The organism is Streptomyces sp. NPDC054842 (assembly GCF_053611025.1).
The window spans coordinates 1-22,166 of record NZ_JBSGZN010000076.1 but is presented as its reverse complement, the minus strand read 5'-3'; the positions used below and the strand labels follow the sequence as shown (position 1 = coordinate 22,166).

The window sequence follows — 22,166 nt, the reverse complement described above, 5'->3', positions numbered from 1 at the left end:
GATACGGCGGGCCCGCTGGTCTGCGTTGTCCGGGGTGCGGGGGACTCCGGTGACCGGTCCGCCCCCGGAGCCGGCGGGTGGCCGGAAAGCGCGGGCGGCCCCCTTCCGGCCGCAAAACTTCTTGGACTCCTCCTCCGCCGCCGCGGGACACTGCGGTTCCTGATCGGCCCGAACGCGCATGCCGCGGCCGGCGTGGCGCGAGGTGCGCGGGGACGCCGCGGCCGCACCCCGCCACCCGCCAGGTCGGACGCGGCGTGCCGTCCGACAGCACGGGGGTGCAATGGGACCGTTCTCGTCGCGTGGGAAACCGCCGGAAAAAGGCGCGGTGGCCCTCGCATTGCGGTACTACGGGCGGGAGTTGGCGCGGCTGCGATGGCTGGCGCTGCCCGGGATGCTCCTGCCCGCGCTGGGGAACATCGGGACGAACTACATCGCGCCGCTGGTCGTCGCCAAGCTCGTCGGCCGCCTCGCCGGTGACGCCGGGACCACCCTCGGCTCCGCCCTGCCGTACGTGCTCGGCTTCGCCGGTGTCCTGCTCCTCGCCGAGCTGCTGCGGAGGCTGGGCATGCACTGCCTGAACCGCCTCGACGCCCTCGGCATCGAGCACCTGTACGTCATCGGCATGGACGAGCTGTTCGCCAAGGACGCCGCGTTCTTCCACGACAACTTCGCCGGATCGCTGACCAAGCGGGTGCTGAGCTTCGCCTCGCGCTTCGAGGAGGGCGTCGACACGCTGACCTTCTCGGTCGTGGGCAGCCTCGTGCCGCTCATCTTCGGCTCGGTCGTCCTGTGGGGCTACGAACCGCTGCTCGTCGTCGGTCTGCTGGTGATGATCACCGTGACCGGGCTCTGCGTGGCCCCCCTCATCCGGCGCCGCCAGGCACTCGTCGGCCGGCGCGAGGAGGCCATCGCCCGGGTGTCCGGACACGTCGCCGACAGCCTCATGAACATGGACACGGTCCGTGCCTTCGCCGCCGAGGAGGGCGAGGCCGCCGAGCACCGGTCCCGGGTGGCGGAGTCCCGACGGCTCACGCTGCGCTCCTGGGACTACGGCAACCTGCGCATCGACACCCTCGTCGCGCCGATGTCCGTCCTGACCAACGCGCTGGGCCTGCTCCTCGCGGTCGCGCTCGGCGGGGGCAGGCTCGGCGTGGAGGCGGTCGTGGTCGTCTTCACGTACTACAGCAACGCGACCCGGATCATGTTCGAGTTCAACCAGATCTACCGCCGCCTGGAGAGCTCGATGACGGAGGCCGCGCAGTTCACCGAGCTGCTGCTGACCCCGCCGACCGTGCTCGACCCGCCGTGCCCGGAGCCGTTGCGCTCCCGCGCCGCCGACGTCCGCTTCGAGGGCGTGACGTTCGCCCACGCCGGTGCCCCGCCCCTGTTCGAGGGCCTCGACCTGGCCGTGCCCGCCGGGGCGAAGGTCGGTCTCGTCGGCCGGTCCGGCGGCGGCAAGACCACCCTCACGCGCCTGCTGCTGCGGATGACGGACATCGACGGCGGACGCATCCTGGTCGGCGGCCAGGACATCGCCGGGCTGCGCCAGGCCGACCTGCGGAGCATGCTCGCCTACGTGCCCCAGGACCCGGCCATGTTCCACCGCACCCTGCGGGACAACATCGCGTTCGCCCGGCCGGACGCCACCGACGCCGAGGTCAGGCGCGCGGCCGAGGCGGCACACGTCACCGAGTTCGCCGACGCGCTGCCGGACGGCTTCGACACGATGGTCGGCGAGCGTGGCGTCAAGCTGTCCGGCGGCCAGCGCCAGCGCGTCGCCCTGGCCCGGGCGATCCTGCGCGACGCGCCGGTCCTGCTGCTCGACGAGGCGACCAGCGCCCTCGACTCCGAGAGCGAGCTGCTCGTCCAGGAGGCCCTGTGGCGGCTCATGGAGGGGCGGACGGCGCTCGTGGTCGCCCACCGGCTCAGCACCGTCGCCACCATGGACCGGCTCGTCGTCCTCGACCACGGCCGGATCGTCGAGCAGGGCACCCACCAGGAGCTGCTCGCCTCGCAGGGCACCTACGCGAAGCTGTGGCAGCACCAGTCGGGCGGCTTCCTCGACGACGGCCCAGCCCGCGCCGGTCTGCTCTGAGAACAGCCGCGCCCCGGCGCACCGGAAGGGGGCAGTGGCCCGCCTCACACGAGCGGAGTGGGCCGCCTCACATGGCGCCGGGCGGGCAGGGCCGACACCATGGTGCGCGTCACCGAGCAGGCTGAAGGGATCCCGAATGTTCCGCAAGGTGCTGGTCGCCAACCGAGGTGAAATCGCGATTCGCGCGTTCCGCGCCGGCTTCGAGCTGGGCGCCCGGACGGTCGCCGTCTTCCCGCACGAGGACCGCAATTCACTGCACCGGTTGAAGGCCGACGAGGCCTACGAGATCGGCGAACCGGGACACCCGGTGCGGGCCTACCTCTCCGTCGAGGAGATCGTCCGCGCCGCGCGCCGGGCGGGAGCCGACGCGGTCTACCCGGGCTACGGGTTCCTGTCGGAGAACCCCGACCTGGCACGCGCCTGCGAGGAGGCGGGCATCACCTTCGTCGGGCCGGCCACCGAGATTCTGGAGCTGACCGGGAACAAGGCGCGTGCCGTCGCGGCGGCCCGCGCGGCCGGCGTGCCCGTCCTCGGCTCCTCGGCGCCCTCCACCGACGTCGACGAACTCGTCCGCGCCGCCGAGGACGTCGGCTTCCCCGTGTTCGTCAAGGCGGTGGCCGGCGGCGGCGGCCGCGGCATGCGCCGCGTCGAGGACCCGGCCCAGCTGCGAGAGTCCATCGAGGCGGCCTCGCGGGAGGCCGCCTCCGCGTTCGGCGACCCCACGGTCTTCCTGGAGAAGGCCGTCGTGGAGCCCCGCCACATCGAGGTGCAGATCCTCGCCGACGGACAGGGCAACGTCATCCACCTGTTCGAACGGGACTGCTCGGTGCAGCGCCGCCACCAGAAGGCCATCGAGATGGCGCCCGCGCCGAACCTCGACCCGGCGCTCCGCGAGCGGATCTGCGCCGACGCCGTACGGTTCGCCCGCGAGATCGGCTACCGCAACGCGGGCACCGTGGAGTTCCTCCTCGACCGGGACGGCAACCACGTCTTCATCGAGATGAACCCGCGCATCCAGGTCGAGCACACGGTCACCGAGGAGGTCACCGACGTCGACCTCGTCCAGGCCCAGCTGCGCATCGCCGCCGGTGAGACGCTGGCCGACCTCGGCCTCTCGCAGGAGACGGTCACCCTGCACGGCGCCGCCCTCCAGTGCCGGATCACCACCGAGGACCCGGCCAACGGCTTCCGCCCGGACACCGGCAGGATCAGCGCCTACCGCTCGCCCGGCGGCTCCGGCATCCGGCTCGACGGCGGCACCACCCACGCCGGTACGGAGATCAGCGCCCACTTCGACTCCATGCTGGTCAAGCTCACCTGCCGGGGCCGCGACTTCGACACCGCGATCGGCCGGGCCCGGCGTGCCGTGGCCGAGTTCCGCATCCGCGGCGTCGCCACGAACATCCCGTTCCTCCAGGCCGTCCTCGACGACCCGGACTTCCGCGCCGGCCGCGTCACGACGTCGTTCATCGAGCGCCGGCCGCATCTGCTGACGGCACGCCACTCCGCCGACCGCGGCACCAAGCTGCTCACCTACCTCGCCGACGTCACCGTCAACAAGCCGCACGGCGAACGCCCCCAGTCCGTCGACCCCGGCACAAAGATCCCGGTGGTGCCCGCCACGGAACCGCCCGCGGGCTCCCGGCAGCTCCTGGTCCGGCTCGGCCCCGAGGGCTTCGCCCGCCGGCTGCGCGAGTCACCGACCATCGGCGTCACCGACACCACGTTTCGCGACGCCCACCAGTCGCTCCTCGCCACCCGGGTCCGCACCAAGGACATGCTCGCCATCGCCCCCGTGGTCGCCCGGACCCTGCCCGAGCTGCTGTCCCTGGAGTGCTGGGGCGGCGCCACCTACGACGTGGCCCTGCGCTTCCTCGCCGAGGACCCCTGGGAGCGGCTGGCCGCACTGCGCGAGGCGGTGCCGAACATCTGCCTGCAGATGCTGCTGCGCGGCCGCAACACCGTGGGCTACACCCCGTACCCGACCGAGGTCACCGACGCCTTCGTGCAGGAGGCCGCGGCCACCGGCATCGACATCTTCCGCGTCTTCGACGCGCTGAACGACGTCGGGCAGATGCGGCCCGCCATCGACGCCGTCCGGGAGACCGGGACGGCCGTCGCCGAGGTCGCCCTCTGCTACACGTCCGACCTGTCCGACCCCTCCGAGCGGCTCTACACCCTCGACTACTACCTCCGTCTGGCCGAGCAGATCGTCGAGGCGGGCGCGCACGTCCTGGCCGTGAAGGACATGGCCGGGCTGCTGCGGGCGCCGGCCGCGGCGACCCTCGTCTCGGCGCTGCGCCGCGAGTTCGAGCTGCCGGTGCACATCCACACCCACGACACGGCGGGCGGCCAGCTCGCCACGTACCTCGCCGCGATCCAGGCCGGCGCCGACGCGGTCGACGGAGCGGTCGCGTCGATGGCGGGCACCACCTCGCAGCCGTCCCTGTCGGGCATCGTCGCCGCGACCGACTACTCCGAGCGGCCCACCGGGCTCAGCCTGAAGGCCGTGGGCGACCTGGAGCCGTACTGGGAGAGCGTCCGCAGGATCTACGCGCCCTTCGAGGCGGGGCTCGCCTCCCCGACCGGGCGGGTCTACCACCACGAGATCCCCGGCGGCCAGCTGTCCAACCTGCGCACGCAGGCGGTCGCGCTGGGCCTCGGCGACCGCTTCGAGGACATCGAGGCGATGTACGCCGCAGCCGACCGCATCCTCGGTCACCTGGTGAAGGTCACCCCGTCCTCGAAGGTGGTGGGCGACCTCGCGCTCCACCTCGTCGGCGCCGGAGTCTCACCGGAGGACTTCGAGGCCAACCCGAACCGGTTCGACATCCCCGACTCCGTGATCGGCTTCCTGCGGGGCGAGTTGGGCAACCCGCCCGGCGGATGGCCGGAGCCGTTCCGCACCCGGGCGCTGGAGGGCCGAGCCGCCCCGAAGCCGCAGCAGGAGCTCACCGCGGACGACCGCGAGGGCCTCGCGAAGGACCGGCGAGCGACACTCAACCGGCTGCTGTTCCCGGGCCCCACAAGGGAGTTCGAGACGCACCGCCAGACCTACGGCGACACCAGCGTGCTGGACAGCAAGGACTTCTTCTACGGGCTCCGCCCGGGGAAGGAGTACGCCGTCGATCTCGAACCGGGCGTGCGGCTGCTCATCGAGCTGGAGGCCGTGGGCGAGGCCGACGAGCGCGGCATGCGGACCGTGATGTCCGCGCTCAACGGCCAACTGCGCCCGATCCAGGTGCGCGACACCGCCGTGTCCTCCGACATCCCGGCGACGGAGAAGGCCGACCGGGCCAACCCCGGTCACGTCGCCGCGCCGTTCGCCGGTGTGGTGACCCTCGCGGTCGCCGAGGGCGACGAGGTGGAGGCGGGCGCCACCGTCGCCACCATCGAGGCGATGAAGATGGAGGCCTCGGTCACCGCCCCGAAGTCCGGGAAGGTGTCGCGGCTGGCCATCAACCGCATCCAGCAGGTGGAGGGCGGCGACCTGCTCGTCGAGATCGCCTGATCCCGTACCCGCCGGACCCGGCCGCGCGGCCCGTCCGGCCGCTCCGCCGCACGTGACGCAGGGGTGCCGTGCCGACCAGTGCCCACCCGGGCCGGTCGGAACGGCACCCCTGTGGCTATCCTGTCCGGCGTAACCGGACACGGGGTGCCCCGCACGAGGGCTGAGATCACACCCGTCGAACCTGAACCAGTTAGGACTGGCGGAGGGATGTCTCATGTCGTTGCCGCATGCCCGTGGCGAGGTGGCCGTCGCAGGCCCGCAGCGCGCGTTCGACGGGCGGATGCCCGCCGCCCCCGGTGACCTGCGGGTCGAGGCGCGGGGCATAGCGCCCGTTCCCGAGGACGCCCGCTACGGCGGCCCCGGGCGGCTGTTCACCGTGTGGTTCGCGCCCAACCTGACCATGACCGGGGTGTTCACCGGCACCGTCGGCGCCGCGCTCGGCCTCGACTTCGCCACCGCGCTCGCCGCCGTCGTCCTCGGCACCCTCCTCGGCGCCGTGCCGACCGCCTACCTCGGCACCTGGGGCAGCGTGACCGTCACGGCCCAACTCCCGCTGTCCCGGCTCGCGTTCGGCCCCGCCGTCGTACTGCCCGGCGCCCTCCAGTGGCTGTCGTCGATCGCCTGGGACGCCCTGATCGGCCTGTTCGGCGGGGACGCCCTGGCCCAGCTGTGCGGCTGGCCGTTCTGGGCCGGCGTCCTGGTCGTGATGGCCGCGCAAGGAGGGCTCGGGGTCCTCGGGTACGAGGCGATCCACCGCCTCCAGACCGTCATGACCTTCGCCCTCGGCGCCGCCCTCCTCGGCCTCACGGCCAGACTGGCGACCGGCGACCCGCACCTCGCCACGGCCACCGTGCACGGCGCCGACCGCGCCGGTGCCTTCGTCCTGACCTGCGCCGTCGCGCTGAGCCTCGCCCTGTCCTGGGCTCCCTACGCCAGCGACTTCAGCCGCTACCTGCCGCGCACCGCGTCCCGGCCCCGGATGTTCTGGTGCACGCTGCTCGGTCTCGCCGTCTCCTTCGTCGCCGTGCAGGCGCTCGGACTGTGGGGCGCGTCCGTCTTCACCGACCAGACCGCCCACGGCGTCGACACGCTGCTCGGCGGCGGAGTGCCCGGCGCCCTCGGACTGCTCGCCGTGGCGCTCGCCGCCCTGTGCAGCAACGCCATGAACGACTACAGCGGCTCCCTGGCCCTGCAGACCATGGGCGTGCGGCTGCCCCGCCCCGTCGCCGCCGCCCTCGCCGCCGCGCTCGGCTTCCCGCTCGTGCTGTGGATGCACGCCGCGGACACCACCGCCCGCTTCCAGAACGTCCTCCTCCTCGTCGGCTACTGGATCCCCGGGTTCGTCGCCGTCGTGGCCGTCGACTGGATCGTGCGCGGCAGGGCCCGCGGCGGCGCACCGGTCGACCTCGCCGCCGAGGAGGCCCGCCCGCGGCCCTGGTGGCCCGCGCTCACCGCGTTCGCCGTCGCCTTCGCCGCCGCCGTCCCGTTCATGAGCACCAGCCTGTACGTCGGACCGGTGGCCGAGGCCCTGCACGGCGCCGACCTCGCCTACCCCGTGGCCTTCGCCGCGGCCCTCGTGGTCTACGCCCCGCTGCGCCTGCGCGCCCGCCGCTGACCGGGCGCCCCCGCCGCCGCACGCCCCCTTCCCCGTACGGAGAACCAGGTATGACTCCCTCCAGCGGCCCCGCCGCACCGTCCGTCGCGCCGCCCCGCGTCCTGACCGTCGCCGGTTCGGACTCCGGTGGCGGCGCCGGCATCCAGGCCGACCTCAAGACGATGCTCGCGCTCGGCGCCCACGGCATGAGCGTGCTGACCGCGGTCACCGCGCAGAACTCCGTCGGCGTCCAGGGCGCCTGGGAGCTCCCGGCCGACGCGGTACGCGCGCAGTACCGCAGCGTCGTGGACGACATCGGGGTGCAGGCCGTGAAGACCGGCATGCTCGCCTCGGCCGAACTCGTGCGCACCGTCGCCGACTTGCTGGCCGGGACCACCGCGCCGGTGGTCGTGGACCCGGTGAGCGTCTCCAAGCACGGCGACCGGCTGCTGGCGGACGAGGCCCTGGACGCCGTACGCACCGCCCTGCTGCCCGTGGCGACGGTGGCCACCCCGAACCTGGACGAGACGGCGCAGCTCACGGGCGTCCGCGCCACGGACGAGCGAGGTATGTCCGAGGCGGCGGAACGGCTGCTGGCGTACGGGCCGCGCTGGGTCCTGGTGAAGGGCGGGCACCTGCCCGGCGAGGCGGTGGACCTGCTCACCGACGGCCGCGAGGAGCACTGGCTGCGCGCGCCCCGCCACGACAACCGCCATACCCACGGCACCGGTTGCACCCTGGCCTCCGCGGTGGCCGTCGGCCTGGCGCGGGGGCTGCCGGTGCCGGACGCGGTGCGGCACGCGAAGGACTACGTCACCGGCGCGATAGCCGCGGGCTTCCCGCTGGGCGCGGGTCTGGGCCCGGTCGACCACGGCTGGCGGCTGCGCGCGAACCGCTGAACGGCGTTGCGCCCGCGGCACGTTCGTCAGGCGCCGGGGCCGGTGCGCAGGACTGTCAGGGAGACCGTGGAGGCGTTGCCCGACACGGGGACCTCGCCGTGCGTCCACCGCACCCGGAGCGAGGCCCTCTCGTCGGGCGGCGTGACCAGGAGGGCGTCAGGTACCGCGGTCCTGGCGCCGCTGATCCCGGGGTTGGAGAAGGTCAGGCCGGCCAGGGCGCTCTGCCCCGGCGCCAGGGTGACCGTCCTCGGCGTCTCCGGCGACCGCTTGGGGTCCGGGCCGAGCTGCTTGCCGGACGCGTCGACGAAGGCCGCGCCGGGGAACCCGCGCACGGTGCAGGTCCGCGAGGAGCCGTTGGTCAGGACGACGGGGAAGTTCTCCTGTCCGGCGCCCGGGTCGTTGTCCCCGACCGAGGCGCGCAGTTCGGAGGTGTGGCACCTACCGCCCGGGGTGCCGCTGCCGGCCGGGCTCGGGGCGGACGCCGAGGTCCGGCTCGTTCCGGTCGGTGTCGCGTCGCCGCCCGGACTCGCCGCGGCGGTCGAACCGGCGTCCGACGTGGGCGTACCGGAGGCCGCCCCGGCCGTGCCGGATGCCTCCGTCGGCGTACCGCTCGGGCCGTCGTCACCGCCGCAGCCCGTCAGCAGCCCGAGCAACGCGAGGCCCACGAGCGCCGCCGGCATCCGGGAGCGGGAGGCCGTACGCCGGGTCCGGGCCGCGTCCGGCCGGTCGGTGCCGTCGCGCAGGTAGGTCGTCATGCCACAACTCCTCGGATCGCACCGCACCCACGGCACGCGACGACCGTGTCGTCCACCGCGCGCGCCACGACGCGTTCTGCCCCGTCACCGCGCTCCGACGCACCCCGGCACCCCGAAGTTCGCGGAATCGGCCTACGGTCCGCGCCGGAAGCCGCGCCCGTACGGCGGCCTGCGCCAGCGGCGCACCGCCCCCGTCTCCGCAGGCTCCCGCAACCGTCCGAGGGCGCGTCCCAGGCGCCTGACCTGGCGCGGAGCCGCGGCGTGAGCCGGTGGCGCCGAACGGGTGGACTCGCAGGGACGCGTACCGGGCCGGGACCTCCGTCCCGGGTCCGGATGGGACGTTGCCCCTCGAACCCCGACCTGGAAGAGGTCCCCTGTGCGACGTACCCCCTCCCGCCGCCTGTTCGCCGCATCGCTGCTGGTGGCGTCCATCCTGGCTCCCATCACCGCGATCCCCGCCACGGCCGACCACGCCGTGGTCGCCGACCGCTTCGACAACGACAAGAAGAAGCACAAGACCCCACCGGACGGACTCGGCCGGAAACTGACCGCCCGGCTGGACAAGGCCGTCGAGAAGGTCCGCCGGCAGGCCGGCATCCCCGGCGTCGTCGTCGGCCTGTGGATGCCCGGCAAGGGCAGCTACGTCCGCGCGACCGGCCTCGCCGACACCGGGACCGGTGAGCCGATGACCACCCGCGAGTACGTCCGGATCGGCAGCGAGACCAAGACCTTCACGGTCACCGCGCTGCTCAAGCTCGTCGAGGACGGCCGCATCGGCCTCGACGACCCCATCGCGGAATACATCGACGGCGTGCCGAACGGCGACCACATCACCCTGCGGCACCTGGCCGAGATGCGCAGCGGCCTGTACCCGTACAGCGACGACCCGGACTTCGACCACGACCTGTTGAGCGACCCGAACCGCTACTTCTCCCCGGAGGAGCTGCTCGAGTACGGCTACCGGCACGAGAACACGTTCGCGCCGGGGAAGAAGTTCGAGTACAACAACAGCAACCTGATCCTGCTCGGCCTCGTGATCGAGAAGGTCACCGGCCACCGCCTCGCCGACGTCATCGAGAGGCGGGTGCTGCGTCCGGCCCACCTGCGCCACACGCTGTTCCCCGAGGGCGCCGAGTTCCCCGAGCCGCACCCGCGGGGGTACACGAACCAGACCCTGAGCGGCGAGGTCGCCGACTCCACGGACTGGGACCCGAGTTGGGCCTGGGCGGCCGGCGCGATGATCTCGAACCTGCACGACCTGCACCGCTGGGCCAAGATCGTCGCGACGGGTGAGCTGATCAGCCCGCAGCTCCAGGCGGAACGGCTCAAGACGCTGCCGACCGGCCACCCCGGCACCACCTACGGCCTCGGCATCTTCAAGTCCGACGGCTGGATCGGGCACAACGGCTCCATCCCCGGCTACGAGACGGTGACCGTCTACCTGCCGTCGAAGAAGGCCACGCTGGTGGTCATGATCAACACCGACATCACGGTCGGCGGGCAGGAGCCGTCCACCCTCGTCGCCCGGGCGGTCACCGAGATCGTGACCCCGAAGAACGTCTACGCCCGCCCGGTCCCCCCGAGTTAGGGCACTGGTACGGCTGCCCGGCCGGCCGGCCCGACCGGCCGGGCGAACGCCCCCGCGCGACGTCGGGGGCGGGGCGGTGTGCCGGGTGTCCCGGCGAACTCCCGGATCAGCCGGGCGAGCCGTGCGGGCCGGTCGAGCGGGACGAGCGTGTAGCTGTCCGGCACCTCCACCAGCCACGCGTGCGGCAGGAGTTGGGCCAGTCGCCGCCCGTGCTCGGGCGGCATCACCCGGTCCTCGGCCGCCCAGACCACCAGCACCGGCCGCTCGAAGGCGGCCAGCCGCCCGGCCGCGGCGAGCAGGAAGCCGGTGTCCGCCGCGGCCGCGCGCAGCAGCCGGACGGTGTCGCGGCGGACCCCGGGCAGCTCCGTCACCGGCCGCACCCACCGCGCCGTGGCGGCGTCCCCTCGTCGGGTCAGCCATCCGAACGCGATCGGAAGCCGCCGCACGGCCTTCAGCCGCAGCTGCCGCATGAACAGCCCGAACAGCCACGGCGACAGCCGGCCGGCGAGCAGCAGCGTCCTCCCGGTCGCACCCGGCGGGAAGTTGTCGAAGGCGTCGCAGGACACGAGGACGGCCCGCCGCACCCGCGGCGCTCCGTCGGCCAGGAGCAGCTGGACGAGCGCCCCACCCGTGTCGTTGCCCACCAGCACGACGTCGCGCAGATCGAGGCGGTCCAGGAGTTCCGCCACCAGGCGCGCCACCCCGGGCAGCGACAGGTCGGCCCCGGACCGCAGCGGGTGACGGTGCGCGCCGAGGGGGAGCGTCGGCGCCACGCACCGGTGGTCGGCCGACAGGTCGGCGAGCGGCCCGTCCCGAAGGGAGGCGTCCATGAGCAGCCCGTGGAGCAGCACCACCACGGGCCCGTCGCCGCCGGTGTCCTCGTAGGCGATCGTCCCGGCGGACAGCTCGATCTCCCTCACGTGCTCTCCTCCATGACCGGCTCCGGAGCCCCGGCTGCCGCCACCCGCTCCGGCACCGGGTGCGCGGAGGGCCGGCGACCGGTGCGGGCGGCGCCGGTCGCCACCCGGCCCAGCAGTACGAAGGCGGCCAGGGCGGCGCCCGTCCGGACGGCGTGGGCGAGCTGCCAGCGGTCGCGCACGCCGGCCCAGTCCGCCGGCGGTGCCTGCGCCTGCCAGTCGAGCTGGTCTGCGTTGACGGGCAGATTGAGGACGAGCGTCGTGACCAGCACGCTCAGCAGCAGGACGAACGCCGTCGCCGTCGGCCACAGGGCGGGGCTCCGGGTCCGCAGCGCCATCGCGGTCAGGACCGCCGTGATCAGCAGGGCGGGCAGCAGGGTGGCGGACGCGAGATCGTCCAGGCGCACCAGCTCGACCTGCCGTACCTGGGTGTAGACGGCGCCGTCGAAGCGCCGCAGGGAGAGTTCGAGGACGAGGACCGCCACCAGGAATCCTGCGAACACGCCCGAGAAGAGCAGGCTCGCGAGGCGCAGCGTTCGTGTCGTGCGTTCGTGTCCGGTCGTGCCCGCAGCCGTGATCATGGTGCACACTCCCGTCGGGGTACCGTGTCCTTCGCGAACCCGATATTACGAGGAGCGTAACATATGAGTCCCGTACCATCTGGGGATGCCCGCGAACACCGGCGGCTGAGCGGGGAGATCAGGGAGTCGCTGCGGGCGCTGGGCGTACAGCTCTCCCTGCTCAATCAGCAGGTCGGGGCGCGGCTGGAGCTGAAGGCGGTCGACGTCGACTGCCTCGACCTGATCAACCGGCACGGCCCGATCGGCCCCAGCGCGCTCGCCAGGCTCGCCGGCCTGCACCCCGCAACTTTGACGGGCATCCTCGACCGGCTGGAGCGCGGCGGCTGGATCGCCCGCGAGCGCGATCCCCACGACCGCCGCGCCACGCACTTGCGGCCCCTGCGCGACCGGAACGCCGAGATCATCGGCCTGTACTCCGGGATGACCTCGGCGGTCGAGGAGATCTGCGCCGACTACGACGAGAGCCAACTCCGGCTGCTCGCCGACTTCCTGAGCCGCACCGCGGCGGCGGGCGGCGAGGCGACGGACGAACTCGCGGCCCGCTGAGGGGGGTTGTCGGTCACGCACCCACGGGCGGGGCCGACCGCCTGCTCCTTGCCGACGCGTCCGCCTCACCGGTCGGCCGGCCCGTCGGGCCCACGCCGTCCACCCGGCCCCGGCGGGGTCGTCCGCGCGGCTTCGGGCGGCCCGTCCGGCTCGGCAACGCGCGTGTCACCGGCATTGGTTGATCCTTCATCACTCCGACACCTGTTGACACTGGTGTTTCCGGTGGCGTCCCGGAAAGCTGTTCTGGGCATGCCAATACGACCGCTCGCACCACCCCCACGCCGCGGTCGACCAGGAGGACGCAGTGAAGATCAGCTCGCGCACCCGCAGAGTCTCGGTGATCCTCGGCAGCGCGCTGGCGCTGGTGGTCGCCTTGCCGGGAAGCGCTCTCGCCGACCCGCCCAGGGCCCTGCCTGCCAACGCCGACGGACTGGAGCAGACGTTCCAGCCGGCCTTCGACTACGACACGGACGGCTGCTATCCGACCCCGGCCATCGGCCCCGACGGGACCCTGAACCCCGGCCTCAACCCCTCCGGCGCCCTCAACGGCCAGTGCCGCGACTCCTGGGACCTCGACAACACCAACGGCTACTCGCGCGAGAAGTGCAACAACGGCTGGTGCGCGATCATGTACGGCCTCTACTTCGAGAAGGACCAGGCCGTGGCCGGCAGCAGCCTCGGCGGGCACCGCCACGACTGGGAGCACGTCGTCGTGTGGGTGCAGGACAACCAGGCGCAGTACGTCTCCACCTCGGCGCACGGCGGCTTCAGCGTCTACGGCCGCGACCAGATCCGCTGGGACGGCACCCACCCCAAGGTCGTCTACCACAAGGACGGACTGAGCACCCACTGCTTCCGCCCCGCCAACTCCAACGACGAACCGCCGGAGAACCACTACCACACCTGGCGGTTCCCGAGCCTCGTCGGCTGGAACGGCTACCCCGCGGGCCTGCGGGACAGGATCAGCCAGGCCAACTGGGGCAGCGCCGTCTTCGGCCTCAAGGACGGCAACTTCGCCTCCCACCTCGCGAAGGCCAAGCCGGCGGGCATCCCGTTCGACCCCAACGCCTGACGGCCGGACCGCGGCCCGGACCGGTCGCCCGCGTGCGGTAGGGTTCACCTGCGCGATCACGTGGGACACCACGGGAACCGCGGCGGGACGTGGCGCAGCTTGGTAGCGCACTTGACTGGGGGTCAAGGGGTCGCAGGTTCAAATCCTGTCGTCCCGACTTCTCGAGAAGTCGCAGTTCGGAGGCCGTACCGGAAGATCCGGTACGGCCTCCGCCGTTGTGCCCCGCCGGGCGCGGGCCCGCTACTCGACCTTGGCCCAGTCGAGCGTGCGCTCCACGGCCCGCTTCCAGCCCGCGTAGCCCTCCGCGCGCCGGTCGTCGGACCACTGGGGCTCCCAGCGCTTCGACTCCTGCCAGTGGGTGCGCAGTTCGTCGGTGTCACGCCAGAAGCCGGTGGCCAGGCCCGCCGCGTAGGCGGCGCCGAGCGCGGTGGTCTCGGCGACGACGGGGCGGCTGACCGGAACGCCGAGGACGTCGGCCTGGATCTGCATGCACAGGTCGTTGGCGGTCACACCGCCGTCGACCTTGAGCACGTCCAGGTGGACCCCGGAGTCCTGCTCCATCGCCTCGACGACATCGCGGCTCTGGTAGCAGATCGCCTCCAGCGTCGCCCTCGCCAGATGCCCGTTGTCGTTGTACCGGGCGAGACCGACGATCGCGCCGCGCGCGTCGGAGCGCCAGTACGGGGCGAACAGACCCGAGAACGCCGGCACGAAGTAGATGCCGCCGTTGTCCTCGACCGTCCTGGCGAGGGTCTCACTCTCCGCCGCGTCCTTGATGATCTTCAGCTGGTCGCGCAGCCACTGCACCGCGGACCCGGTCACCGCGATGGAGCCCTCCAGAGCGTAGACCGCCGGGCTGTCGCCGAACTGGTACGCCACGGTGGTGAGCAGGCCGTGCTGCGAACGCACCAGCTCCGTACCGGTGTTGAGCACCAGGAAGTTGCCGGTGCCGTAGGTGTTCTTCGCCTCGCCCGGCGCGTAGCACACCTGCCCGACGGTGGCCGCCTGCTGGTCGCCGAGCACCCCGGTGATGGGGATCGCGGCACGCAGCGGCCTGGACGTACGCGTCACCCCGTACGCCTCCCGGTGGGACGAGGGGCTGATGGTGGGCAGCATGGCCCGGGGGATGCCGAAGAATCCCAGCAGCTCGTCGTCCCAGTCGAGGGTCTCCAGGTCCATCAGCATGGTGCGGCTGGCGTTGGTCACGTCGGTGGCGTGGATGCCGCCGTCGGGACCGCCCGTCAGGTTCCACAGGACCCAGGCGTCGGTGTTGCCGAAGAGGGCGTGGCCCTGCTCGGCCGCCTCACGGACCCCGTCGACGTTCTCCAGGATCCACTGGATCTTGCCGCCGGAGAAGTACGTCGCCGGGGGCAGCCCCGCCTTGCGGCGGATGACGTCGCCCTTGCCCGAGCGCTCCAGGGCCGCGGCGATGGAGTCGGTGCGGGTGTCCTGCCAGACGATGGCGTTGTAGTAGGGGCGGCCGTTGCGCGGGTCCCAGACGACCGTCGTCTCCCGCTGGTTGGTGATGCCGATCGCGGCCAGGTCCTCGGGGGAGAGGTTCCCGTGCCTGAGGGCGTTCTGCATCACCGAGTTGGTGCGCTCCCAGATTTCCACCGGGTCGTGCTCGACCCAGCCCGACCGCGGCATGATCTGCGCGTGCTCCAGCTGGTGCCTCGCCACCTCGTTCCCGGCGTGGTCGAAGATCATGAATCGGGTGCTGGTGGTCCCCTGGTCCACCGCGCCGACGAAGTCCGCCATGGTGATTCGCCTCTTTCGTGGGGGTCAGGACTCGTCGGGTGAGGGAACGCGTCCGGGCGGCTCCGGCTCGGCCGTCGGCAGGAACCGGCCGATCAGGAACTTGTACACCGCCGCGCCCAGCACGCCACCGATGAGCGGACCGACGATCGGCACCCAGAAGTAGAGGTTCCCGTACTGATCTCGCCATGCTCCGCCGTACCCGGTGAAGAAGCTGGCCAGACGGGGTCCGAGGTCACGTGCCGGGTTGATCGCGTACCCCGCGTTGGTGCCCCAGGCCATACCGATGGCGACCACGACCAGGCCGATGATGAACGGCGCCAGGTTGGCGCCCGGAGGGGTGTTCAGGAGGTCCGTGATGGCCAGGATCAGCAGCAGCAGGATGGCGGTGCCGATGATCTGGTCGCGGAACGCGCCCCACTCGTGGACCGGCAGGTTCGGATTGCCGTTCGCCGGGAGGGTCGAGAAGACGCCCTGCGTCTTGATCGTGTGACCGGGGTCGGCCTTCGCCAGCGCCTCGGAGTAGTTCCAGCGCACCACGAGGGCGGCCACGAAGGCGCCGGCCAGCTGGGCCAGCGCGTACGGTGCCACCTTCCGCCACGGGAAGCCCTTGAACACGGCCAGGGCCACCGTCACCGCGGGGTTCAGATGCGCGCCGCTCAGCCGTGCCGCGACGTAGACACCGAGGGTGACACCGAGGCCCCACGCCCAGGCGATGCTGTCGTGGTTTCCGAGACCGCCCGCCGGCGTCGTGAGTGCGCCGCCGGCGACCACTTGGGCCACCACACCGCACCCGAAAAGGATCAGGATCATCGTGCCGAGGAACTCGGCCGACATCTCACCGGCCAGCCCCAGCCTCTTGAATCGCTCAGCCATGGAAGCCCGCTTCCCACCGGCACGGGGCCGGCCGTCGAGTGTCCGAGCCCTACCCGCATCAGAATAGGACGATCACCCGCTAAGCGCACAAGAGGGAGAAAAAACCTTTTTCCGGACATTCGGATCCGGCGTCAGGACCGATGCAACGGGGAGCCGGTCAGCGCCTGGGAGGGCCTGCCGTCGACGCCGTACGGGACGTCGCCCGCGAGCATCACCCGGTGCATGACGCGCGGGAAGTCCAGGTGCCCGTGATCGGCGGGGGCGAGGTGCACCGTGGCCCGGTTGTCCCAGAACGCCACGCTGCCGGGCTCCCAGCGGAAGCGGACCGTGTACTCGGGGCGGGTCGCCTGCTCGACGAACATCTCCAGCAGACGCAGGCTCTCCGCGCGGGACACGTCCAGGATCTGGTCGACGTAGTAGCCGTTGACGAAGAGCAGCCGCTCACCGGTCTCGGGATGCACGCGCACCAGTGGGTGCACCGAGGCGACCTGATGGTCCTGGAGGTGCCGGACGTAGGCGTCCCGCTCCGCTCGCGGCCGGTAGCCGACGCCGAGCCGGTGCTCGGCCCGCAGTCCGTCGGCGAACCGCCGCACCGGCTCGGACAGGCCCGCGTACGCGGCCGCCAGGTTCGACCACGTCGTGTCGCCGCCGTACGGGGGGACGGTGTCCGCGCGCAGGATGGTCGCCGCCGGCGGGTCGATCCGGGCGCCGTGGTCGCAGTGCCAGCCCCGCAGCAGGGTGTGGCGGCGCCGCTCCAGCCACTCGTCGCGGTCCATGCCGTAGCGGCCGGCCAGCTCCAGCCGGTCGGCCGTCGTCTCCACCTCCGGGAAGTCCGGGGGAGACGCCTTGCCGCGGGAGCGCAGGACGACCGGCTCGCCGAAGCGGCGGGCGAGCGCCACATGGGCGGCGTGGTCGAGGCGCTGGTCCCGGAAGAACACCACCTTCCAGCGCAGCACGGCCGCCCGGATCGCGGCGACCACCGCGTCGTCCAGCGGCCCGGCGAGGTCGACGCCGCCGATCTCCGCCCCGGTGTGGCCCGAGGCCGGCCGCACCTCGATACCGGCGTCCGTCGTCACGTCCGTCTCCGCTCCGTCGCTTCCCCGGGCACGGGTGCGCCCCGGTCAATGGGCCGACGCCCGGATGATCGCTACCCTGCCCGGACGGATCGAACGCGTACGCGGTACACGACCTGTCCGCGGGGCGTACGCGTACGCGTGGACGACCTGTCCGCCGCCGGGCGTACGCGCAGGTGAGCTGTCCTCTTGCCCATACGCGTGAGCGACCCGCCCGGGCTGTCGGCGTCCGGAACCGGACCGGCCGGTTCACCCGGACCTCCGCCTCCACGCGCCGCCCGTCCGCCCCGCGTCCGTACGCGGGCCGGCCCCGGAAACGCCACCGCCCCGGCCGGAGGAACCGGCCGGGGCGGCGCTGCGGACCGCGGGTCCGCGGGGGTGCGTCAGGCGAGGATCGCCAGCGTCTCGTTCCACGTCTTCGACGGGCGCATGACGGCCTGGGCCTTGGAGACGTCGGGCTGGTAGTAGCCGCCGATGTCGGCCGGCTTGCCCTGCGCGGCGATCAGCTCGTCGACGATCGTCTGCTCCTTGGCGGCGAGCGTCTCGGCGAGCGCGCCGAAGGCCTTGGCGAGGTCGGCGTCCTCGGTCTGCGCGGCCAGCTCCTGGGCCCAGTACAGGGACAGGTAGAAGTGGCTGCCGCGGTTGTCGATGCCACCGACGCGACGGGTCGGCGACTTGTCGTTCTCCAGGAACGAGGCCGTCGCGCGGTCCAGGGTGTCGGCGAGCACCTGGGCGCGCGCGTTGCCCGTGGTCGTCGCGAGGTGCTCGAAGCTGGAGGCCAGCGCCAGGAACTCGCCCAGGCTGTCCCAGCGGAGGTAGTTCTCCTTGACGAGCTGCTGCACGTGCTTCGGGGCGGAACCGCCGGCGCCCGTCTCGAAGAGGCCGCCGCCGTTCATCAGGGGCACGATCGAGAGCATCTTGGCGCTGGTGCCCAGCTCCAGGATCGGGAACAGGTCGGTCAGGTAGTCACGCAGGACGTTGCCGGTGACCGAGATCGTGTTCTCGCCGCGGCGGATGCGCTCCAGGGAGAACGCGGTCGCCTCGACCGGGGACAGGATCTTGATGTCCAGGCCCTCGGTGTCGTGCTCGGGCAGGTACCGCTTGACCTTCTCGATCAGCTGGGCGTCGTGCGCGCGGGTCTCGTCCAGCCAGAAGACGGCCGGGTCGCCGGTGGCGCGCGCGCGGGTGACCGCGAGCTTGACCCAGTCCTTGATCGGCGCGTCCTTGGTCTGGCAGGCACGGAAGATGTCGCCGGCGGAGACGGTCTGCTCCAGGACGACGTTCCCGGCCTGGTCGACGAGGCGGACCGTGCCGGTGGCCGGGATCTCGAAGGTCTTGTCGTGGCTGCCGTACTCCTCGGCCTTCTGCGCCATCAGGCCGACGTTCGGGACCGAGCCCATCGTCGCCGGGTCGAAGGCGCCGTTGGCGCGGCAGTCGTCGATGACGACCTGGTACACGCCGGCGTAGCTGCTGTCGGGGAGGACCGCGAGGGTGTCGGCCTCCTGGCCGTCCGGGCCCCACATGTGGCCGGAGGTGCGGATCATCGCCGGCATCGAGGCGTCGACGATGACGTCCGACGGGACGTGCAGGTTGGTGATGCCCTTGTCGGAGTCGACCATCGCGAGCTCCGGGCCCTCGGCGAGCTCCGCGTCGAAGGACGCCTTGATCTCGGCGCCCTCGGGCAGCGCCTCCAGGCCCTTGTAGAGGCCGCCCAGGCCGTCGTTCGGGGACAGGCCGGCGGCGGCGAGGGTCTCGCCGTACTTCGCGAACGTCTTCGGGAAGAAGGCGCGCACGACGTGGCCGAAGACGATCGGGTCGGAGACCTTCATCATCGTCGCCTTGAGGTGCACCGAGAACAGCACGCCCTCGGCCTTGGCACGGGCGATCTGCGCGGTGAGGAACTCCCGCAGCGGCGCGACGTGCATCACGGACGCGTCCACGACCTCGTCGGCCAGGACGGGTACGGACTCGCGCAGCACGGTGGTGGAGCCGTCGTCGCCCACCAGCTCGATGCGCAGGGACGTCGGCTCGGTGATCACGGCGGACTTCTCGGTGGAGCGGAAGTCGTCCACGCCCATGGTGGCGACGTTCGTCTTCGACTCGGAGGTCCAGGCGCCCATGCGGTGCGGGTGGGCCTTGGCGTAGTTCTTCACCGAGGCGGGGGCGCGGCGGTCGGAGTTGCCCTCGCGCAGGACCGGGTTCACGGCGGAGCCCTTGACCTTGTCGTAACGGGCGCGGATGTCCCGCTCCTCGTCGCTCTTCGGGTCGTCCGGGTAGGCCGGCAGCGCGTAGCCCTGCTCCTGGAGCTCGGCGACCGCGGCCTTCAGCTGCGGGATCGAGGCCGAGATGTTCGGCAGCTTGATGATGTTGGCCTCGGGCGTCTTGGCCAGCTCACCGAGCTCCGCCAGGGCGTCCGGGATGCGCTGCCCCTCCTCCAGGTACTCGGGGAAGAGGGCGATGATGCGCCCGGCAAGCGAGATGTCACGGGTTTCCACAGTGACACCGGCCTGCGACGCGTATGCCTGGACCACCGGCAAGAACGAATGGGTCGCCAGGGCCGGGGCCTCGTCAGTGTGCGTATAGATGATGGTCGAGTCAGTCACCGGTGCTCCGCTCCACGTCTGCAACATTGCTCGACATCAAGATATCTCGTGACCGGCCCCCACTCGACAGGACCCTGCCGGCCGTCCGCACGCCGGGACCCGGGGACGGCGGCGGCCCGCCGTCCGGATGCCGGGTCCCGGGGGACACGTCTTCCGGCCGATCTACGGCAGCCGCGTCCGCGCCTCCCGCTGGTGCGGGATGCCGGGGCCGGACTCGGGCAGCACGGTGTCGGGCCCGACGGCGTCGGGCAGGGCCGACGCGCCCTGCTGGAGCGCGACCGTCCTGGTGGGCGCCGGAATCCGGATGCCCTCGTCCCGGTACCGCCGGTGCAGCCGCTTGATGAACTCGTGCTTGATCCGGTACTGGTCGCTGAACTCGCCCACGCCGAGGATCACGGTGAAGCCGATGCGCGAGTCGCCGAAGGTGTGGAAGCGGACGGCGGGCTCGTGCTCCGGGACGGCGCCGGTGATCTCCGTCATCACCTCGGCGACCACCTCCGTGGTCACCCGCTCGACGTGCTCCAGGTCGCTGTCGTAGCCCACGCCGACCTGCACGAGGAGCGTCATCTCCTGCTCGGGCCGCGTGAAGTTGGTCATGTTCGTGCCCGCGAGCTGGGCGTTCGGGATGATGACCAGGTTGTTGGAGAGCTGGCGGACGGTCGTGTTGCGCCAGTTGATGTCGACGACGTAGCCCTCCTCGCCGCTGCTGAGGCGGATGTAGTCGCCGGGCTGGATCGTCTTCGAGGCGAGGATGTGGACGCCCGCGAAGAGGTTGGCCAGGGTGTCCTGGAGCGCCAGGGCGACCGCGAGACCGCCCACGCCGAGGGCGGTGAGCAGCGGGGCTATGGAGATGCCCAGGGTCTGCAGCATGACCAGGAAGCCCATCGCCAGCACCACGACCCGCGTGATGTTGACGAAGATCGTCGCGGAGCCCGCGACGCCCGAACGGGACTGCGCGACGCTGCGGACCAGGCCCGTGATGACCCGGGCCGCGGTGATCGTCGCGACCAGGATGAGCACGACGGTCAGGACACGGTTGACGTTCCGCCCGACCGACGTGGTCAGGGGCAGTGCCGTGGCCGCGGCGGCGACACCCGCGGACACCGCCGCCCACGGCACCAGGGTGCGCAGCGCGTCGACGATGACGTCGTCCCCGCTCCAGCGGGTCCGCAGGGCGTGCTTGCCCAGCCAGCGCAGCAGCATCCGCAGCAGGACGGCCGTCGCGAGGCCCGCGGCCAGGGCGATTCCGGCGACGACCAGATCGTCCACCGTGAGGGCTCGGTTCACCGGTCGCCTCCCGTGCGGCCGGGGGAAGGGCTCGTGGGCCCGGTGTGCTGTGTCGTCACTTGCCACCTGCTCGAATCCGGGGAACGCGTGGTCGCGCCGGACGGTGGATCGCCGTCCGGGACGACCGCTCATCCTGCCGCATCCGGCCGCGCGACCGTCACCAGGCCCACAGGAAACGGCCATTGACCCGTACGCGTGCCGGGGGAGCGGATGGGGACTCCGTCGCGGGTCCGGCCGGACGGACGCGTCGCGCCGGCCGCCTTCGTCACTTCCGGGCGGTTGAGGTGTACGGGAAGCGGCGCCGCAAATCCCGGCGCAGGAGCAGCAGCCGGTGCCGTGACCGGCGGCGCACGAGCTGGGCGATCGGCGCGCAGGGGCGCGTGGTGAACTCGCCCTCCGGGCGCGGTGAACGGGCCTCGTGCGGAGGCGCGTCGAGGACGCCGCCACCGAACCGGTCGCCGGACTCCGCGGAACGTCCCTCGACGACGTACTCCGAGGCGGACGGACGAGGGGACATGGCTCTCCAGACGGTTGCGGCCGAGGGCGCGGGGACGGGAGTGAGGACACCGGTGTCGCCAGCCACCCTGGGCGACCGCGCACGAGAAACGCTCGGGCGATGACGGAGCGTCAGTGGACGTGCGCCATAAGTGCGTTGACTGGGCGTGGCGAGGTGGCTAGGGCGCCGCGCCCGGCACTCCGGGCGGCTCGGCGCGCACCCGGTCCGCGCGGGCGCCCGCCCCCGTGGCGCACACGTACGCGCCTCCGCGCCCCGGCCTGCCGCGCGGCTCATCCTCGACCGGGAAGCGAGCGCGAGGGCGCATAGATGGATGGTGGGCCGGGTCGTACCGGTGGACCGAGATCCCCTACAGGAGCCCGATCATGAGCAGCAGCCCGAGCGGACGCACCGGGGAACCCACCGGCGAGCTCGACGACTCCTTCCACGTCTTCGACACGACGCTGCGCGACGGTGCGCAGCGTGAGGGCATCAACCTCACGGTCGCGGACAAGCTGGCC

At 72.3% G+C, this 22,166-nt stretch carries 16 protein-coding genes, 1 tRNA gene and 1 riboswitch; of the genes, 8 read left to right on the top strand and 9 right to left on the bottom strand.

Annotated elements, in window-relative coordinates; genetic code table 11:
* Positions 1-280: 280 nt before the first annotated feature.
* The 4 genes from ACWGIS_RS34875 (at position 281) to thiD (ending at position 8,099) form a co-directional block, all read left to right on the top strand.
* Positions 281-2,095: an ABC transporter ATP-binding protein gene (locus ACWGIS_RS34875; protein WP_453366514.1), complete on the top strand. Its 1,815-nt coding sequence runs from the start codon at positions 281-283 to the stop codon at positions 2,093-2,095.
* 136 nt (positions 2,096-2,231) lie between these two features.
* Entirely contained in the window at positions 2,232-5,606 is a 3,375-nt protein-coding gene (locus ACWGIS_RS34870) for a pyruvate carboxylase (RefSeq protein WP_453366513.1), read from the top strand.
* A gap of 130 nt (positions 5,607-5,736) precedes the next feature.
* A riboswitch (TPP riboswitch) is annotated at positions 5,737-5,831 on the top strand.
* Positions 5,821-7,221 carry a purine-cytosine permease family protein gene (locus ACWGIS_RS34865; protein ID WP_453366512.1) on the top strand — a complete coding sequence of 467 codons (1,401 nt, stop codon included), beginning with the start codon at positions 5,821-5,823 and terminating at the stop codon, positions 7,219-7,221. Its footprint overlaps the riboswitch before it by 11 nt.
* Before the next feature lie 50 nt (positions 7,222-7,271).
* A complete protein-coding gene (gene thiD / locus ACWGIS_RS34860; protein WP_453366511.1) occupies positions 7,272-8,099 on the top strand; it encodes a bifunctional hydroxymethylpyrimidine kinase/phosphomethylpyrimidine kinase in 828 nt (275 codons plus the stop codon).
* Positions 8,100-8,125: 26 nt separating this feature from the next.
* Here the strand turns inward: thiD and ACWGIS_RS34855 are convergent, their stop codons facing one another.
* A complete protein-coding gene (locus ACWGIS_RS34855) occupies positions 8,126-8,779 on the bottom strand; it encodes a DUF4232 domain-containing protein (protein WP_453366515.1) in 654 nt (217 codons plus the stop codon).
* Positions 8,780-9,230: 451 nt separating this feature from the next.
* On the opposite strand from ACWGIS_RS34855, the gene ACWGIS_RS34850 reads away from it, so the two are divergent.
* The gene (locus ACWGIS_RS34850; RefSeq protein WP_453366510.1) at positions 9,231-10,442 is read left to right on the top strand and encodes a serine hydrolase domain-containing protein; all 1,212 of its coding nucleotides are present in this window, start codon (positions 9,231-9,233) and stop codon (positions 10,440-10,442) included.
* Here the strand turns inward: ACWGIS_RS34850 and ACWGIS_RS34845 are convergent.
* On the bottom strand, positions 10,439-11,362 hold the full coding sequence (locus ACWGIS_RS34845) for an alpha/beta fold hydrolase (protein WP_453366509.1): 924 nt from the start codon (positions 11,360-11,362) through the stop codon (positions 10,439-10,441). The two genes, ACWGIS_RS34850 and ACWGIS_RS34845, sit on opposite strands and share 4 nt — an antisense overlap.
* Entirely contained in the window at positions 11,359-11,940 is a 582-nt protein-coding gene (locus tag ACWGIS_RS34840) for an anthrone oxygenase family protein (protein ID WP_453366508.1), read from the bottom strand. The genes ACWGIS_RS34845 and ACWGIS_RS34840 overlap by 4 nt, the downstream gene beginning before the upstream one ends.
* 63 nt (positions 11,941-12,003) lie before the next feature.
* Here ACWGIS_RS34840 and ACWGIS_RS34835 point away from each other — a divergent pair, with 63 nt between their 5' ends.
* The 3 genes from ACWGIS_RS34835 to ACWGIS_RS34825 all read left to right on the top strand — a co-directional run bounded on the left by ACWGIS_RS34835 (position 12,004) and on the right by ACWGIS_RS34825 (position 13,715).
* Positions 12,004-12,486 carry a MarR family winged helix-turn-helix transcriptional regulator gene (locus tag ACWGIS_RS34835; protein WP_453366507.1) on the top strand — a complete coding sequence of 161 codons (483 nt, stop codon included), beginning with the start codon at positions 12,004-12,006 and terminating at the stop codon, positions 12,484-12,486.
* A gap of 304 nt (positions 12,487-12,790) precedes the next feature.
* On the top strand, positions 12,791-13,558 hold the full coding sequence (locus ACWGIS_RS34830) for an NPP1 family protein (protein WP_453366506.1): 768 nt from the start codon (positions 12,791-12,793) through the stop codon (positions 13,556-13,558).
* 83 nt (positions 13,559-13,641) lie between these two features.
* Positions 13,642-13,715: transfer RNA gene (locus tag ACWGIS_RS34825), tRNA-Pro, on the top strand.
* Between the two features lie 83 nt (positions 13,716-13,798).
* Here the strand turns inward: ACWGIS_RS34825 and glpK are convergent.
* From glpK to ACWGIS_RS34795, 6 genes are all read right to left on the bottom strand, one after another.
* The gene (glpK, locus tag ACWGIS_RS34820; RefSeq protein WP_453366505.1) at positions 13,799-15,316 is read right to left on the bottom strand and encodes a glycerol kinase GlpK; all 1,518 of its coding nucleotides are present in this window, start codon (positions 15,314-15,316) and stop codon (positions 13,799-13,801) included.
* Positions 15,317-15,340: 24 nt separating this feature from the next.
* The gene (locus ACWGIS_RS34815) at positions 15,341-16,189 is read right to left on the bottom strand and encodes an MIP/aquaporin family protein (protein ID WP_453366504.1); all 849 of its coding nucleotides are present in this window, start codon (positions 16,187-16,189) and stop codon (positions 15,341-15,343) included.
* A 131-nt stretch (positions 16,190-16,320) separates the two neighbouring features.
* On the bottom strand, positions 16,321-17,265 hold the full coding sequence (locus ACWGIS_RS34810; protein WP_453366503.1) for a TauD/TfdA dioxygenase family protein: 945 nt from the start codon (positions 17,263-17,265) through the stop codon (positions 16,321-16,323).
* A 380-nt stretch (positions 17,266-17,645) separates the two neighbouring features.
* Positions 17,646-19,865: an NADP-dependent isocitrate dehydrogenase gene (locus ACWGIS_RS34805; protein WP_453366502.1), complete on the bottom strand. Its 2,220-nt coding sequence runs from the start codon at positions 19,863-19,865 to the stop codon at positions 17,646-17,648.
* A gap of 162 nt (positions 19,866-20,027) precedes the next feature.
* Entirely contained in the window at positions 20,028-21,152 is a 1,125-nt protein-coding gene (locus ACWGIS_RS34800; protein WP_402375403.1) for a mechanosensitive ion channel family protein, read from the bottom strand.
* 265 nt (positions 21,153-21,417) lie between these two features.
* Positions 21,418-21,669, bottom strand: a complete 252-nt coding sequence (locus ACWGIS_RS34795; protein ID WP_453366501.1) for a hypothetical protein — start codon at positions 21,667-21,669, stop codon at positions 21,418-21,420.
* Positions 21,670-22,166: the final 497 nt, after the last annotated feature.

Coding starts and splice junctions, on each gene's coding strand:
- ACWGIS_RS34840 (WP_453366508.1), bottom strand. CDS start 11,940: ATGATCACGGCTGCGGGCACGACCGGACACGAACGCACGACACGAACG.
- ACWGIS_RS34870 (WP_453366513.1), top strand. CDS start 2,232: ATGTTCCGCAAGGTGCTGGTCGCCAACCGAGGTGAAATCGCGATTCGC.
- ACWGIS_RS34855 (WP_453366515.1), bottom strand. CDS start 8,779: ATGCCGGCGGCGCTCGTGGGCCTCGCGTTGCTCGGGCTGCTGACGGGC.
- ACWGIS_RS34865 (WP_453366512.1), top strand. CDS start 5,821: ATGTCGTTGCCGCATGCCCGTGGCGAGGTGGCCGTCGCAGGCCCGCAG.
- ACWGIS_RS34795 (WP_453366501.1), bottom strand. CDS start 21,669: ATGTCCCCTCGTCCGTCCGCCTCGGAGTACGTCGTCGAGGGACGTTCC.
- ACWGIS_RS34875 (WP_453366514.1), top strand. CDS start 281: ATGGGACCGTTCTCGTCGCGTGGGAAACCGCCGGAAAAAGGCGCGGTG.
- thiD (WP_453366511.1), top strand. CDS start 7,272: ATGACTCCCTCCAGCGGCCCCGCCGCACCGTCCGTCGCGCCGCCCCGC.
- glpK (WP_453366505.1), bottom strand. CDS start 15,316: ATGGCGGACTTCGTCGGCGCGGTGGACCAGGGGACCACCAGCACCCGA.
- ACWGIS_RS34815 (WP_453366504.1), bottom strand. CDS start 16,189: ATGGCTGAGCGATTCAAGAGGCTGGGGCTGGCCGGTGAGATGTCGGCC.
- ACWGIS_RS34835 (WP_453366507.1), top strand. CDS start 12,004: ATGAGTCCCGTACCATCTGGGGATGCCCGCGAACACCGGCGGCTGAGC.